The 12,791-nt window shown below is 66.5% G+C and carries 13 protein-coding genes; 3 read left to right on the plus strand and 10 right to left on the minus strand.

Features of this window, described 5'->3' with window-relative positions; genetic code table 11:
- Nucleotides 1–34: 34 nt before the first annotated feature.
- From ACSQ1X_RS02020 to ACSQ1X_RS02050, 7 genes are all read right to left on the minus strand, one after another.
- The gene (locus tag ACSQ1X_RS02020; RefSeq protein WP_055801446.1) at nucleotides 35–1,039 is read right to left on the minus strand and encodes a zinc-dependent alcohol dehydrogenase family protein; all 1,005 of its coding nucleotides are present in this window, start codon (nucleotides 1,037–1,039) and stop codon (nucleotides 35–37) included.
- A gap of 35 nt (nucleotides 1,040–1,074) precedes the next feature.
- Nucleotides 1,075–1,983, minus strand: coding sequence for a universal stress protein (locus ACSQ1X_RS02025; protein ID WP_436056464.1), 909 nt, complete (start codon nucleotides 1,981–1,983; stop codon nucleotides 1,075–1,077).
- A gap of 68 nt (nucleotides 1,984–2,051) precedes the next feature.
- The gene (locus ACSQ1X_RS02030) at nucleotides 2,052–3,182 is read right to left on the minus strand and encodes a YihY/virulence factor BrkB family protein (protein WP_436056465.1); all 1,131 of its coding nucleotides are present in this window, start codon (nucleotides 3,180–3,182) and stop codon (nucleotides 2,052–2,054) included.
- Between the two features lie 81 nt (nucleotides 3,183–3,263).
- Complete coding sequence (locus ACSQ1X_RS02035) at nucleotides 3,264–3,860, minus strand: DUF3618 domain-containing protein (protein WP_436056466.1); 597 nt, start codon at nucleotides 3,858–3,860, stop codon at nucleotides 3,264–3,266.
- A gap of 32 nt (nucleotides 3,861–3,892) precedes the next feature.
- Nucleotides 3,893–4,315, minus strand: coding sequence for a phage holin family protein (locus ACSQ1X_RS02040; RefSeq protein ID WP_055801436.1), 423 nt, complete (start codon nucleotides 4,313–4,315; stop codon nucleotides 3,893–3,895).
- Nucleotides 4,312–5,370 carry a hypothetical protein gene (locus ACSQ1X_RS02045; RefSeq protein ID WP_436056467.1) on the minus strand — a complete coding sequence of 353 codons (1,059 nt, stop codon included), beginning with the start codon at nucleotides 5,368–5,370 and terminating at the stop codon, nucleotides 4,312–4,314. Before ACSQ1X_RS02045 ends, ACSQ1X_RS02040 begins: the two co-directional genes overlap by 4 nt.
- A 164-nt stretch (nucleotides 5,371–5,534) precedes the next feature.
- Nucleotides 5,535–6,584, minus strand: a complete 1,050-nt coding sequence (locus ACSQ1X_RS02050; RefSeq protein ID WP_436056468.1) for an NAD-dependent epimerase/dehydratase family protein — start codon at nucleotides 6,582–6,584, stop codon at nucleotides 5,535–5,537.
- Nucleotides 6,585–6,810: 226 nt separating this feature from the next.
- Between ACSQ1X_RS02050 and ACSQ1X_RS02055 the strand changes: the two genes are divergently transcribed.
- Complete coding sequence (locus tag ACSQ1X_RS02055) at nucleotides 6,811–7,728, plus strand: spermidine synthase (RefSeq protein ID WP_055801427.1); 918 nt, start codon at nucleotides 6,811–6,813, stop codon at nucleotides 7,726–7,728.
- 237 nt (nucleotides 7,729–7,965) lie between these two features.
- Here the strand turns inward: ACSQ1X_RS02055 and ACSQ1X_RS02060 are convergent, their stop codons facing one another.
- Nucleotides 7,966–8,700, minus strand: coding sequence for a GAF and ANTAR domain-containing protein (locus ACSQ1X_RS02060; protein WP_436056469.1), 735 nt, complete (start codon nucleotides 8,698–8,700; stop codon nucleotides 7,966–7,968).
- A gap of 175 nt (nucleotides 8,701–8,875) precedes the next feature.
- Nucleotides 8,876–9,772, minus strand: coding sequence for a LysR family transcriptional regulator (locus ACSQ1X_RS02065; protein WP_055801421.1), 897 nt, complete (start codon nucleotides 9,770–9,772; stop codon nucleotides 8,876–8,878).
- A 132-nt stretch (nucleotides 9,773–9,904) separates the two neighbouring features.
- On the opposite strand from ACSQ1X_RS02065, the gene ACSQ1X_RS02070 reads away from it, so the two are divergent.
- Both ACSQ1X_RS02070 and ACSQ1X_RS02075 read left to right on the plus strand, forming a co-directional pair.
- A complete protein-coding gene (locus ACSQ1X_RS02070; protein ID WP_055801420.1) occupies nucleotides 9,905–11,284 on the plus strand; it encodes an MFS transporter in 1,380 nt (459 codons plus the stop codon).
- 81 nt (nucleotides 11,285–11,365) lie between these two features.
- The gene (locus ACSQ1X_RS02075) at nucleotides 11,366–12,115 is read left to right on the plus strand and encodes a 3-hydroxybutyrate dehydrogenase (RefSeq protein WP_055801419.1); all 750 of its coding nucleotides are present in this window, start codon (nucleotides 11,366–11,368) and stop codon (nucleotides 12,113–12,115) included.
- Nucleotides 12,116–12,151: 36 nt separating this feature from the next.
- Here ACSQ1X_RS02075 and ACSQ1X_RS02080 read toward each other — a convergent pair whose 3' ends face one another.
- Nucleotides 12,152–12,787: a LysE family translocator gene (locus ACSQ1X_RS02080; protein ID WP_055801416.1), complete on the minus strand. Its 636-nt coding sequence runs from the start codon at nucleotides 12,785–12,787 to the stop codon at nucleotides 12,152–12,154.
- Nucleotides 12,788–12,791: the final 4 nt, after the last annotated feature.

Genomic DNA, 12,791 nt, shown 5'->3' on the forward strand with positions numbered 1-12,791 from the left:
CAGGCTGGGACCCGGAACCTAAGGCGGGTCGCGGCTAGGACATATGCAGGACGGCGGCCCCGGTAATACGGTCCGCGGCAAGGTCCTGCAGGGCCTGGCCAGCTGCTTCCATCCGGTAGGGCACGGTGGTGGGGCGCAACGGAATGTCCGCCGCGATGCGGAGGAACTCCTCGCCGTCGGCCCTGGTATTTGCGGTGACGCTGCGAAGCTGCCGTTCCTGGAAAAGCTCGGATCCGTAATGGATCGGCGGGATGTCGCTCAGGTGGATGCCGGCCACTGCAAGCGTGCCCCCTCGGTCCAGGGCGCGCAGCGCCTGCGGTACCAGCCAGCCCACCGGAGCAAAAAGAATGGCCGAATCGAGCGGGACGGGAGGTTCGTCGTCGGCGTCCCCGGCGAAAGCCGCCCCGAGTTCCAGGGCGAGGCGCCGGGCCTCCTCGGAGCGGGTCATGACGTAGACGCTGGCTCCGCGGTGCATGGCCACCTGGGCGGCCAGGTGGGCGGAGCCGCCGAAACCGTAGATGCCGAGGCGGCCGCCGTCCGGGACCTGGGCCCGGCTCAGTGCGCGGTAGCCGATGATCCCCGCGCACAGCAGGGGAGCGGCCTGTTCGTCCGAGAAGACCTCCGGGATCCGGTAGGCGTAGTCCTCGTTGACCGTCACCCGGTCCGCGTAACCGCCGTCCCGGTCCCAGCCCGTGAAGGTGGGGGACAGGCACAGGTTTTCCTGCGAACGGAGGCAGAAGCGGCAGCGTCCGCAGGTTGCCCCAAGCCAGGCGACGCCCACGCGTTCCCCGATCCGGAACCTGGTGGCACCTTCGCCGAGCTCCAGCACTTCCCCCACCACTTCATGGCCCGGAATGATGCCGGGCTGGCGGGGCGGCAGGTCACCTTCTGCCAGATGGAGGTCGGTGCGGCATACTCCGCACACGCGCACGGCAAGCAGGACCTCTCCCGGCCCGGGAATTGGATCAGGGCGCTCGCCGAACACTAACGGATGCCCCGTCACCACGGGCCCCGGTTTGCCAACCCACCAAGCACGCACGGCACACTTCCTCTTCTGCTATTCCGGCACGGTTTTTACCGCGTGATCAGCAGGTTGCACAGCGCCCGCTCCAAGGCCGAGGACACGGTGCTCCCCGGATGGCCTTCCCGGTGATGGGCGCCCAGGACCAGGACGTCGGCCTGCGCCGCGGCGGTCAGGAGTTCCTTGGGAACGGGGTGGGTCTCCAGCAGGATGCCCTCCACGGGAACGTCGGGGGCGAGGCTCCTTGCGAGTTCTACCGCCTGGTCCAGGAGTTCCTTGCCATGCAGCGGCGCGTGCCGCCCGTGCGCTGCGTGGTGCTGATCCCCGGCCACATGGATCAACTGAAGGGGCACGTTGAAGGCGGCAGCCAGCCGGGCCGCCTCCGCCACCACCTGCTCACGCCGGGGTTTTTCGTCTATCCCGGCCGCGACGGGCTGGCCGAGACGGTTCGGGTAGCGGACCACCATCAGGGGGCACGATGAGTGGACGGCAAGGTCGAGGCAGGCGGAACCCACCAGCTGCCCCAGGAAGCGGCCCATGCCGCGGTGGCCCACGGCGAGGACACTCGCGCCGTCCGCCGCAGCGCGGAGAACCTGGCCGGGAAGCCCCGGCTCGATGACGCCGTCGATCTCCAGGTGGTGCGCCACGCCTTCGGTGCCCTCCCGCCCGGCTGCCACTTCGGAAGCCACCTTGTCAGCCACCGAGCGGGCGAGGTCCAGGCCTTCCTGGAGGGTGGCTTCGGCGGCGTGCCGGAGCCCGCTGCCCTCAACGCCTTTTACGGGACCAAGGTTTTTGGTGAAGACGGGCCATACCCACGCATGGATTACCTTCAGTTTTCGGTTGGTGGCGGCGGCATATCCGGCGGCCCAGCGGACGGCAAGCTGTGCCGGTTCGGACCCGTCGTAGCCCACCGCGACCGGTCCGTCCGGATTCGGCGCGTTCCTCGGTGAGGCCGTCGGCATGGGCCCTCCCCTCCATAGGCGATGGCGGCGCAATGTCCACCCAGTAGAGTCGGGAGTGCCCGTCCGCGCTAGGGGCTTTGGTCCCGTTCGTCGTCCCGGCGTTTGCGCTCATGGCGTTCGCGCAGGTCGCGTCCGCGCCGGATGTCCTCTTCTTCCCGGAGCTGAAGTTTGTCGCTTTGCTTGGTGTCCCGGGGCGGCAGCTGGATCGTTTCCTCGGCTTCAATACCGGCCTGCAGCTGGCGGCCGCGTTCCATCTCGGCGTCGAACTCGGCGCCGAACAGCAGGGACATGTTCAGGATCCACAGCCAGAGCAATGCGATGATGACTCCACCGATTGCGCCGTAGGTCTTGTTGTAGCTGTTGAAGTTGGCCACGTAGAAGCCGAACGCCAGGGAAGCCAGCAGGAACACCACAACAGCGATGGCGGATCCCATGCTCATCCAGCGGAATTTCGGCTGTTTGACGTTTGGGGTGGCGTAGTAAAGGATGGCGATCGCCGCGATGACCAGCACCAGCATCACCGGCCACTTGGCGATGTTCCAGACAGCCAGGAACGCTCCGCCCAGGCCGATGACGTTCCCGACGGACTCCGCCACCGGCCCGCTGAGCACGAGCATCGCGGCCAATACGACGACGATCAGCAAATTGACGAGAGTGACGCCGAGCATGGTGCCACGGAGCTTGAGGAACGGCCGGCCCTCATCGATCTCGTACACCCGGTTCATGGCCCGCCCAAAGGCCCCCACATAGCCGGACGCGGACCACAGGGCCGTCAGGATACCGATGATCAGGGTGAGGCCGGCAGCCGAGGAGCTTGCCAGGTCTTCAACCACCGGGCGCATCGTGTTTACGGTCTCGCCCGGAGCGATGCCCTGGACGATGTCGAGCAGTGCGGCGGTGGTCTTCTGGGCGTCTCCGAAAATACCGAGGAGGGACACCAGCGCCAACAGCGCCGGGAAGATTGAAAGCACGGAGTAGTAGGTGAGGGCCGCAGCGAGGTCCGGGCACTGGTCCTTCGTGAACTCCCGCAGCGTCTTCTTCGCGATGTACTTCCAAGAGGGCTTGGTGACGTCGCCGGGGCTGTCGGGCTTACGGGAATCATCCGGCGCGGGCGCCGTGCGGGCCTTGGCGGTGCTGCTCTCAGCGGTCTCGGCGTCGTCCATGGAGCCAGTTTCCGCCTGGGTGAAGTTCTTGGCCATTGGAATCTTCTTTCGTGGTTAAGCGCAGCGGCCGGCTGCCCAGCGCATCAGCGAGGGCAACCGGCCGTCTTCCCGGTCGGGCTACACCTGCTGGACGTTGTCCTTGGCGTCCGCGGCGCGGTACTTGACGTCGTCGACGGCGCCTTGGCCCTCGGCCTTGACATGGTCGGTGGCTTGGGCGGCAGTAGCCTTGACGTTTTCCATGGCTTCCTGCGCGGGTGCCTTCAGGCCTTCAGCGACTTCCTTGGCGGCTTCAGTCAGCTCCGTGGTGAGCGGCTCGGCCTTGGTCTTGAGCGCGTCGGCGGCCTCGCGCTCCTTCTCACTTGCCGGGATCAGCGACGAGAGCAGCATTCCCGCGCCGAAGGCGATCAGCCCGGCTGCCAGCGGATTGCCCTGCGTCTTGGCACGGACCTGGCGGGGAGTGTCCCCGATGGCCGCGCCGGCGTCCGACATGTGGGCTCCGGCGCCGCTGGCGCCCGAATGCACCCGGTCAGTGGTGTGATCCGTTGCTCCCATGACTTTCTCCTTCACGCCGAACACGGCGTCCTTCACTTTGTCCGTCTGGCGGTGGACGATATTCGACGGGGTAACTTTGTCAGCCACGGCGTCGACGTTGGTGCCGAGCCGCGCGCGCGTTGCTTCGATGTCGGCGCGGATGGCGTCCGGGTTTTCACTCATCGTGTGTACCTCGAGCTCTCTTGTACCTGGGTCTAGTGGCTGGGTTTGAGGGTGGGGGGTATTTCCTGGAGCGTCTCCGCCGTCTGCGGCATGCCCTTGATCGCGTTGAGCTGCTTGCGGCCAACGGACGCCAGGACGGCGGCGATGATGCCCCAGAGAACGGCGAGGACGACGGCGGACCAGCCGAGTCCCATGACCGTTCCCAGTGCCCACCAGATGGCCAGGGACAGGAACAGGAGGACGAAGTGGCCGGCCACGCCGGCCCCGGCGAGCATCCCGCCGCCTTTCCCGGCGCGGGAAGCGGACTGCTTCAGTTCGGCCTTGGCGAGGTCCACCTCCTGGCGCATCAGCGTGGAGAGGTCCCGCGTCACGTCGCCCAGCAGGTCACCGAGGGAGGTGTTGTCAGCCTTGGCATGCGCGGCCGTGGAAGGTGTTTCGGGATACTGGCTGCTCATCGCTGCCCTCCGCGCCAGGGGTCATCGCGCAGGGCGTCCCCACGGGACGGATCGTCGGCCAGGGGGTCGGCGGCCAGCGGATCCTTCGCCAGCGGATCTGCGGCCCACTGATCCTGCTGCGTTTGGTCCCGGTGCATTCCTTGGTCCGCCAGCGGGTTGGGCGGGTAGGTGTCCGCCGGATAGCCTTCGGCTCCGGTCTGGGGGCTGTCAGCGTAGGCGCTGTCGCCATAATCGGTGTCGGCATAAGCACTGTCGGCGTAGGCACCTGTGCCTGCTCCAGCCACTCCTGCGCCGGCCATGCCCGCGGTGGTGGCGTTCGGGGCCGGCATCTGCACCGGCGGCGGGGGAACCGCTGTCCCGGTGTCCGGAACGTAGCCGGGCACGCTGGAAATGGGTGCGGTAGTGCTACGGCCGCCGGCTGAGGCGTCCGTCGATTCGGGTGCGCCCGCACTGAGGCTGCGTGTCAGCCGGCCAGCCAGGATGCCAGCTCCGGCCGCCAGCATCAGGAACGTGCCCGGCCGCTGCCGGGCGAAAGTCTTCACCTCGTTCAGCAGTGAGCCGGGGTCGCGGCCTTCCAGCCATGACGCCACGGAGGCGGACCGGTCCGCAGCCTGCCGGATGAGGTCCGTGGCCACGCCGGGCTGTTCGGACGCGTCAGCCATGGTGCGGAGTTCCCCGGAAATTGAGTGGAGGCCGTGCGCTACCTTTTGCTGCTGCGCGCCAGCCTGGTCCGTGAGGTCCGTCTTGGCCTGGTAGAGCAGATCCTTGGCGTTTGCCTTGACCTCGCCGGCGACGTTGGCTGCCTCGGCTTTGGCGGTTTCCGCCACGTGCTGGGCGGAATCGGTTGCCTGGTGGGCTAGGTCCCCGGCCTCGTGTTTGGCCGTCTCCGTCTTCGACGGCGTGCCTTGGGTTATGGGAGCCGCCGGGTAGGCGGCGTCGTTTACCGAAGTTGCCGGGTAGGCGTCGTCGGTTTCCGGAGTCACCGGGTAAGCGGTTTGCTCTGCAACCCCAGGGGTGCCGTAGCTACCGTCCTGCGGCCATCGGTTCTCTGACATCTTCGCGCTCTCTTTCCAAGAAGGTCGGCTGCTGATCAAGAACCAGTAAGAACTGGCCGTTAAATAGTAAGCATGATTACTATCAGATAGTAAGTACCCTTGGTGTATTAGTTTTTCCGAGACTGGATCTTCCGGTGCATTAGCCGTCCAGCCGCCTCCGCGGATCAGCTGCGGGGGTGCAGCAGGGGAGAGCCCGCCATCCCGCGTCCGCCCGTCAGGCCTTCGATCAGCTCGCGGATGGCGTCCACCGAGGAGGTGCGCGGCTCCCACCCGAGCACCTGGCGGGCGCGGGTTGTGTCCATCACGGGCGCGCCTTCAGCCATCGCAATCCAGCCGGCATCCGTTGGCTGCAGATGTAGCCGCCAGCTCAGGTCCACGGCCGCGCGGATCAGTGGGAACGGAATGGGCAGCCACCGCCTCGCATGGAAAATCCGCGCGAGTTCCACCGGCGTAATGACAGGCTCGGCGGCAATGTTGAATGCGCCGACGGCGCGGCGGTCGAGAACGCGCCAGTACGCGTCAGCGAGGTCGTCGGCGTGAACTGCCTGGAAGGCCAGCCCGCGGGGCAGCGGAACGATCGGCAGGCTGGGATTCCGCGGCAGCAGCCGGGGGATGAGGCGGCCGAGGAAGTACCGGCCGATCTGGCTGCCTGCCTCAGCCTGGAAGGAGAGCGCCGGACGCAGCATGGAGACGGTAGTACCCGGGTTCTCTGCCGCAAAGCGGTCCAGCAGGGCTTCCTGTTCGGCCTTGTGCCGGCTGTAGTGGGATTCCTGGATGCCGGTGACCGGCCAGTCCTCGGCCCGCCGCGTTTCCTTGCCGGAACGGCTGTACGCCCCCATCGAGGACGCGCACACCACATGCCCCACCCCGGCTTCTCTGGCGGCGCGGAGGACGTTGGCCGTCCCTGTCACGTTCGTTCGGTGCAGGACCGCCTCGTCGCGGTTCGGCTGGAGGATCCACGCGAGGTGCACCACCGCATCCGCCCCGGAGAGCGCCGCGCGCAGCGGCCCGCCGTCGTCGTCCGCTATGTCCAGCGAGTGCCATTCCACGCCGGCGTACGGCGCCACCGTGTGGTCCGGCGTGCGCCGTCCGATTCCCACAAGTTCCAGCGTGCCCGGCCGTTCGGTGCCGGGGCGTGCCGAGCGCTCCCGCTGGAGGCGCCGCAGCAGGGCCGTGCCCACATTTCCGCTGGCGCCAGTGATGACGATCCGCATGCCCGTCCGCCTTCCGAATGGCTGGAAGCACCGGCCGACGTACCGGTCGGGCCGGCCAGCGTGTTTGGTTCGGAATTAACGCTACCGGCGATCGCACAATGAGCAACCGTATGGCTTTCCGCTTCAGTCCGCCCTGCGCCGAGGCTACGGCCGGGGCGCCGCGGGCGTCGGCGGAGATGCGCCGGTCAACTAGGGTTGAGGCATGAGCAACACGGTGGCCGGCTAGATGGCACGTAAGGGCCGGTCTGCCGGCAGGAACGCTGAACGTTCGACGCCGGGAGTCGTGGAAGTGCCGAAGGGAACCCGCCCTGACGGGCCGGTTGAGGGCGTGTACTACATCGACACCGGGGACTGCGAGCTGATCGCGGACCAGGACAACTCGAACGGCTGGCTCCTGCGGATCAACGGCGTCATGAGCTCGCACATCGACCTGGCGGACCCGCTCTTCCTCGATTTCGAGTACATGCGGTGGATGGCCGCGCTGGTGGAATCGCGGTGGCCCCGGGAGGCCAGGCCCAAACTGCGCGCCCTCCACCTGGGCGGCGGTGCGTGCTCGCTGGCGCGCTACTTCCACGCTGCGTACCCGGAAGCCCGCCAGGTGGTGGTGGAGCTGGACGGGAAGCTTGCCGAGTACGTCCGAGGCTGGTTCGACCTGCCCAAGGCCCCGTTGCTGCGGCTGCGCGTGGGCGAAGCGCGTGAGGTGACGGAGTCGCTGACGCCCGAGACCCGCGACGTGATCATCCGCGATGTGTTTGCCGGTGCCCTGACCCCCCGGCCGCTGACCACTGCCGAGTTCAACGGGCACGCCCAACGCGTGCTGGCTCCCGGCGGGATCTACGTGGTGAATTCCGGCGACGCTCCGGACCTGAAGAATGCACGTGAGGACGCCGCCACCATCGCGGCGGTCTTCGAACACACCCTGATCATCGCCGACCCCGCCATGCTCAAGGGCAGGCGCTACGGCAACATGGTGATGGCCGGCAGTGACCAGCCGTTCGACGACGACCCCCAACTGGCCCGCAGGCTCCTGGGCGGCGGCGTCCCGGCCCATATCTGGGATGACGCCAAAGTGCGTGCCTTTGCAGCCGGCGCAGCCGTCCGTCATGACCCTGCACCGCCGGCACCCGGCTCGTCGGCTGCATAGCCCCCACCTATATAGCTGCCACGCAACGTAGGCGCAAGGCCGGTGCAACAAAAGCCCCGGCAGCCGCAAAGTTGACTCAAGAATCGGCTTTTGTGCCCTTTTTCGCCATCCGGGCCCTGTACTCGCTGTAAGTTTGTGGAAGCTCTCCGCTTTCCCCCAAGACCGGAGGGCAGGAAGCCCCCGCGCTTGAGTCCACTGACTCGCGCAGGGGCTTCCTTCATTCCTCCCTTGTCGCGGTCAGCCCTTGCCGTCGGGAAGTTCGGCGCCGGGAAGTTCGGCCCCGGACAGGATGTCCGCGGCGATGGTGTGAAGCTTGTTGTCGCTGGCCCGTGCCGCCAGGTGCAGGAGCTCCATGGCCTGGTCCCGGCTGCAACGGTTCTGCAGCATGACCAGGGACACTGCGGCGTCAATGACAGCCCGCGATTTGAGGGCTGAGCGGAGGTGCTCGGGATAGATCTCCGCCGGATGGACACGCAGCGCGAGTCGGAGGATCCGGGAGATCGAGTCAGTGTGCTCCTCGACGGAGGCGATCGTGGCGGCGTCGAATGCGTCGGTGCTTCGGGCATAGCAGTTCAGCGCAGCAGCGGCGCCGAGGTCGGTGCGGATCGGAACGGCGAGGACTGACCGGATGCCCTCTCCCGAGACGGCTTGCGCATAACGTTCCCACCGGCTGTCATTCAGCAGATCCGGCACCAGCACCGTGTGCTGTTCCCGGAGGGCCGTCAGGCAAGGACCGTCGTCGAAGGCATACTGCTTCTCATCCATCCGCAGCGCCTCTTCGTCACTGCTGGCCACCGTTGCCGGGCTGCCGTTGCGCTCAACCGTGATGGCACACAGCATCGGATCGCGCCCGCCCAGCCGGGAGGCGGAGATGGTGGTCAGGCCGAGGAGGAATTCCGTGAACCCCGGGCTGTCCAACAGCAGGTCCTGGAGTTGCTCAGCTGTGGGTGCGTCGTCTGTCTCGGGAGCCATGGCGGCCTCGATCCTTGAAAGCCGGGCCTCTTGGGGCTGGGCGCAGGTCGCGGACTCTTGATCGCCCGCAACCACGATGGTGGATATAGACAGATTCGACGCACTCACACCAGCGAAGGCTCTCCGACATCTCCTACTTTTGACACTACGCTGTGTGGGGGCCCGAACATAGTGCTCAGCGCCTGCCCAGCAAGGCCTCCCGGTGCTCTACTGTCTGGTCCCGGAGTGCCTGCACGACGGCGGCCACCGCCGGCCGCCGCATGGAATCGGGACGCAGCACCATCCAGTAAGGGAGCCGCTCGGAGAATGCCTCCGGGAGCAGCCGGACCAGGTCCTGGTGGAGGTCTCCCATGAAGCAGGGCAGGAAGCCGATGCCTGCGCCGGCCCGGGTCGCCTCCACGTGGACGAAAACGTTAGTGGAGCTCAGGCCGTCCTTCATGGCGGGGACGAGCCGGCGCGGGGCATCGAGGTCATCCACCTGGAGCATCGAGTCCACGAAATAGACGAGCGGATGTTCGGTTAGCTCCTCCACTGTTGCCGGGGTTCCGTTTTCGGCCAGGTACGCCCGGGAAGCGTACATTCCCAGCACATATTCGCCCAGTTTGAAGGCCTCGGCACGGTGCACCTGGGGCTCGCCCACCACCACCTCGATGTCGAGTCCGGAGCGCTGCTGCAGGGCCCGCCGGGTGACGGTCACGATCTCCACGCTGAGCCCGGGGTGCTGGCGGCGCAGCCCCGCCACCGCCGGGGCGGCGATGTAGGCGCTGAAGCCGTCAGTGGCGGTCATGCGGACAACACCTGTGATGGGGTCCGGTGCTTTGCCGGGCTGGCCCAGGCTGCGCACGGCCTGTTCAACCTGCTCGGCCACCAGCACGGCCTCCGCGCCGAGTTCAGTGAGCTCCCAGGCGCCGGCCGCGCGGGAGAGGACACGGCCGCCCAGTGTTTTCTCCAGCGCCGCTATCCGGCGCGAAACGGTGGTGTGGTTCAGTCCCAAGGCCTGCGCCGCCGTCGTGAATTTGGCTGAGCGGGAGACGGCCAGCAGGACCAGAAGGTCATCGGGATTAGTGTCCATATCTGCAATTCTGCACACAAGGGGTGCTGGTTTGGCCATTGAAGTGCAGAGTTTCTGCGGCAATACTCATCTGAGCCCATTCAGTGCTGTGGATCACAGCGCGTGTCATCGTGGACACTAAGGAGAACAAACATGAGCGTAGAACAACGCTCGGCAACACCGGCCGATTCCGCCCCAAAGGGCGCGGGCCTCAAGAAGATCGTCGCAGCATCCATGGTTGGCACCGTGGTGGAATGGTACGAATTCTTCCTCTACGCCACCGCAGCAACCCTGGTGTTCGGAAAATACTTCTTCCCCGCCACCGGCAATGAGCTGGACGGCATCATCCAGGCCTTCATCACCTACGCCGTTGGCTTCGTGGCCCGCCCGCTCGGCGGCATCGTCTTCGGCCAGATCGGCGACAAGCTGGGCCGCAAGCCCACACTGCAGCTCACCATCGTGATCATCGGTGTGTCCACCTTCCTGATGGGCTGCCTCCCCGGTTTTGCCGAGATCGGCTACCTCGCACCGGCACTCCTGGTATTCCTGCGGTTCATCCAGGGCTTCGCGCTGGGCGGCGAATGGGGCGGCGCGGTGCTTCTGGTTGCCGAGCACAGCCCCAACAAGTCACGCGGATTCTGGTCCAGCTGGCCGCAGTCCGCCGTTCCCGTGGGCAACCTGCTGGCAACCCTGGTCCTGTTCATCATGTCCAACGTCCTGAGCAGCGCGGACTTCCTCAGCTGGGGCTGGCGCGTGGCGTTCTGGCTCTCCGCCGTGATCGTGTTCGTCGGCTACTACATCCGCACCAACGTCTCCGAGTCGCCGATCTTCCTCGAAGCGAAGGCGCAGCTGGAGCAGGAACAGGCTGTCAGCTACGGCGTCGGCGAGGTCATCCGCAAGTACCCCAAGGGCATCCTGCAGGCCATGGGCCTCCGGTTCGCGGAAAACATCATGTACTACCTCGTGGTGAGCTTCGCGATCGTGTACCTCAAGAGCGTCCACAAGTACGACACTTCCTCGCTCCTGCTGGCGCTGCTGATCGCCCACCTCATCCACTTTCTGGTCATCCCGCAGGTGGGACGGCTCGTGGACAGCTGGGGCCGCAAGCCCGTCTACCTGGTCGGCGCCATCACGGGAGCCACCTGGCCGTTCTTCGCCTTCCCCATGTTCGATACGCGCAACCCCGTCATCATCGTGACTGCCGTGACGATCGGCCTGTGCCTGCACGCCTTTATGTACGCCGGCCAGCCCGCCCTCATGGCCGAGCTCTTCCCCACCCGGATGCGCTACGCCGGGGTGTCCCTGGGCTCACAGGTCACCTCGATCTTCGCCGGTTCGCTGGCGCCGCTCCTGGCCACCCAGTGGCTCAAGGACACCGGATCATGGGTGCCCACCGCCATCTACCTGGTAGTGGCGTGCGCCATCACCACGGTGGCAGTGTTGAGCCTCAAGGAAACCAAGGGCATCGCCCTGGAGGACGTGGACCGGGCCGACGCCGAACGCGAAGGCCTGCCTGTAGCAGCCACACGCTGAGCTGCCTGAGTTTCTTGGCCGGCTCCAGCCCCGCTGGAGCCGGCTGGCTCGTTGAAAATTCTTTGAACTGGAAGGCTGGTTATGGAAAACACGCTGAACGGCCGCAAGGCTCTGGTCACCGGGGGAGCCGGCGGCATCGGCGCTGCCAGTGTGCGGGCCCTCGCCGCGCGGGGCGCCAAAGTGGTGATTGCCGACGTCGACGAGGCCGCCGCTGCGACACTTGCCGATGAAGTGGGCGGCACCGCCTGGGCGGTGGACCTGCTGGATGTGGATTCCCTGGCAACCCTCAGCCTGGACTGCGACATCCTGGTCAACAACGCCGGGATCCAGCGCATCAGCCCCATTGAGGAATACGATCCGGCCGACTTCCGCCGGATCATCACCCTCATGCTCGAAGCGCCGTTCCTGCTGATCCGGGCGGCGCTGCCGCACATGTATGCGAACAACTTCGGCCGGATCATCAACCTCTCGTCGGTGCACGGAATCCGCGCCTCCCCGTTCAAGAGCGCGTACGTTTCCGCCAAGCACGGCCTGGAAGGGCTCAGTAAAGTGACGGCACTGGAGGGCGGGGAACACGGGGTCACTTCGAACTGCATCAACCCCGGCTATGTTCGCACGCCCCTGGTGGAGTCGCAGATCGCCGACCAGGCCAAGGTCCACGGCATCCCCGAATCCGAGGTGCTGGCGAAGATCATGCTGACCGAGTCCGCCATCAAGCGGCTCGTGGAGCCGGAAGAAGTCGCCTCGCTGGTCGCCTGGCTCGCCTCGAACGACGCCGGTATGGTCACCGGCGCCAGCTACACCATGGACGGCGGCTGGTCGGCTCGCTAGTTTCCGTGCCGCCCGCAGTTGCGGGCGGCACGGAAACTAGTGCTTTGTGCCTGTTAAAGCGAGCGTTCCTCCCAGGGCGATCATCATTGCTCCTCCTGTGGTGCTGAGCGTGGAGATGCGCCGGGGGGAGCGGGCGAACCACTGGCGGGCGGTGCCTGCTGCCAGCGCCCAGATGCTGTCCGAGACGAGGGCGATCAGCAGGAACACCGCCCCCAGGGTGGCCAGCTGCAGCGGGATTCCGCCGGCGGAGTACTCCACGAACTGCGGAAGGACTGCAACGAAAAACACCAGCGATTTCGGGTTGGTGGCACCCACAACGAATCCTTGCCGGAGGACCCGGAAAGTGTCGCCGGCACGCGAAGGATCGGCCGCCGTCGTACTTGTTCCCCGGTGCCGGATGGCCTGGATGCCGAGGAACACGAGGTAGGCGGCGCCGGCGAACTTCACGATGGTGAAGAGCAGGACGGACTGCGCCAGGGCAACACCCACACCGAACGCCACCGCAACGATCTGCGGGACCATTCCCAGCGCGTTTCCCAGGACACTCAGCAGTCCGCCCTTGCGTCCCAGAGCCAGGCTTCGTCCGATCACGAACAGCACGCTGGGCCCGGGGACGGCAATCAGGACAGCGGCGGCCAGGGCAAAAGTCAGCAGATTGCTCAGTGGAACCATGACT

Origin of the sequence: Arthrobacter sp. LjRoot78, from assembly GCF_964254335.1 — a bacterium.
Lineage (GTDB): Bacteria > Actinomycetota > Actinomycetes > Actinomycetales > Micrococcaceae > Arthrobacter.

Bases quoted from the DNA above. Each gene is read 5' to 3' on its own strand.
- ACSQ1X_RS02045 (WP_436056467.1), bottom strand. From the start codon at position 5,370: ATGTCAGAGAACCGATGGCCGCAGGACGGTAGCTACGGCACCCCTGGG.
- ACSQ1X_RS02050 (WP_436056468.1), bottom strand. From the start codon at position 6,584: ATGCGGATCGTCATCACTGGCGCCAGCGGAAATGTGGGCACGGCCCTG.
- ACSQ1X_RS02065 (WP_055801421.1), bottom strand. From the start codon at position 9,772: ATGGACACTAATCCCGATGACCTTCTGGTCCTGCTGGCCGTCTCCCGC.
- ACSQ1X_RS02030 (WP_436056465.1), bottom strand. From the start codon at position 3,182: ATGGCCAAGAACTTCACCCAGGCGGAAACTGGCTCCATGGACGACGCC.
- ACSQ1X_RS02035 (WP_436056466.1), bottom strand. From the start codon at position 3,860: ATGAGTGAAAACCCGGACGCCATCCGCGCCGACATCGAAGCAACGCGC.
- ACSQ1X_RS02055 (WP_055801427.1), top strand. From the start codon at position 6,811: ATGGCACGTAAGGGCCGGTCTGCCGGCAGGAACGCTGAACGTTCGACG.
- ACSQ1X_RS02075 (WP_055801419.1), top strand. From the start codon at position 11,366: ATGGAAAACACGCTGAACGGCCGCAAGGCTCTGGTCACCGGGGGAGCC.
- ACSQ1X_RS02025 (WP_436056464.1), bottom strand. From the start codon at position 1,983: ATGCCGACGGCCTCACCGAGGAACGCGCCGAATCCGGACGGACCGGTC.
- ACSQ1X_RS02070 (WP_055801420.1), top strand. From the start codon at position 9,905: ATGAGCGTAGAACAACGCTCGGCAACACCGGCCGATTCCGCCCCAAAG.
- ACSQ1X_RS02060 (WP_436056469.1), bottom strand. From the start codon at position 8,700: ATGGCTCCCGAGACAGACGACGCACCCACAGCTGAGCAACTCCAGGAC.
- ACSQ1X_RS02040 (WP_055801436.1), bottom strand. From the start codon at position 4,315: ATGAGCAGCCAGTATCCCGAAACACCTTCCACGGCCGCGCATGCCAAG.
- ACSQ1X_RS02080 (WP_055801416.1), bottom strand. From the start codon at position 12,787: ATGGTTCCACTGAGCAATCTGCTGACTTTTGCCCTGGCCGCCGCTGTC.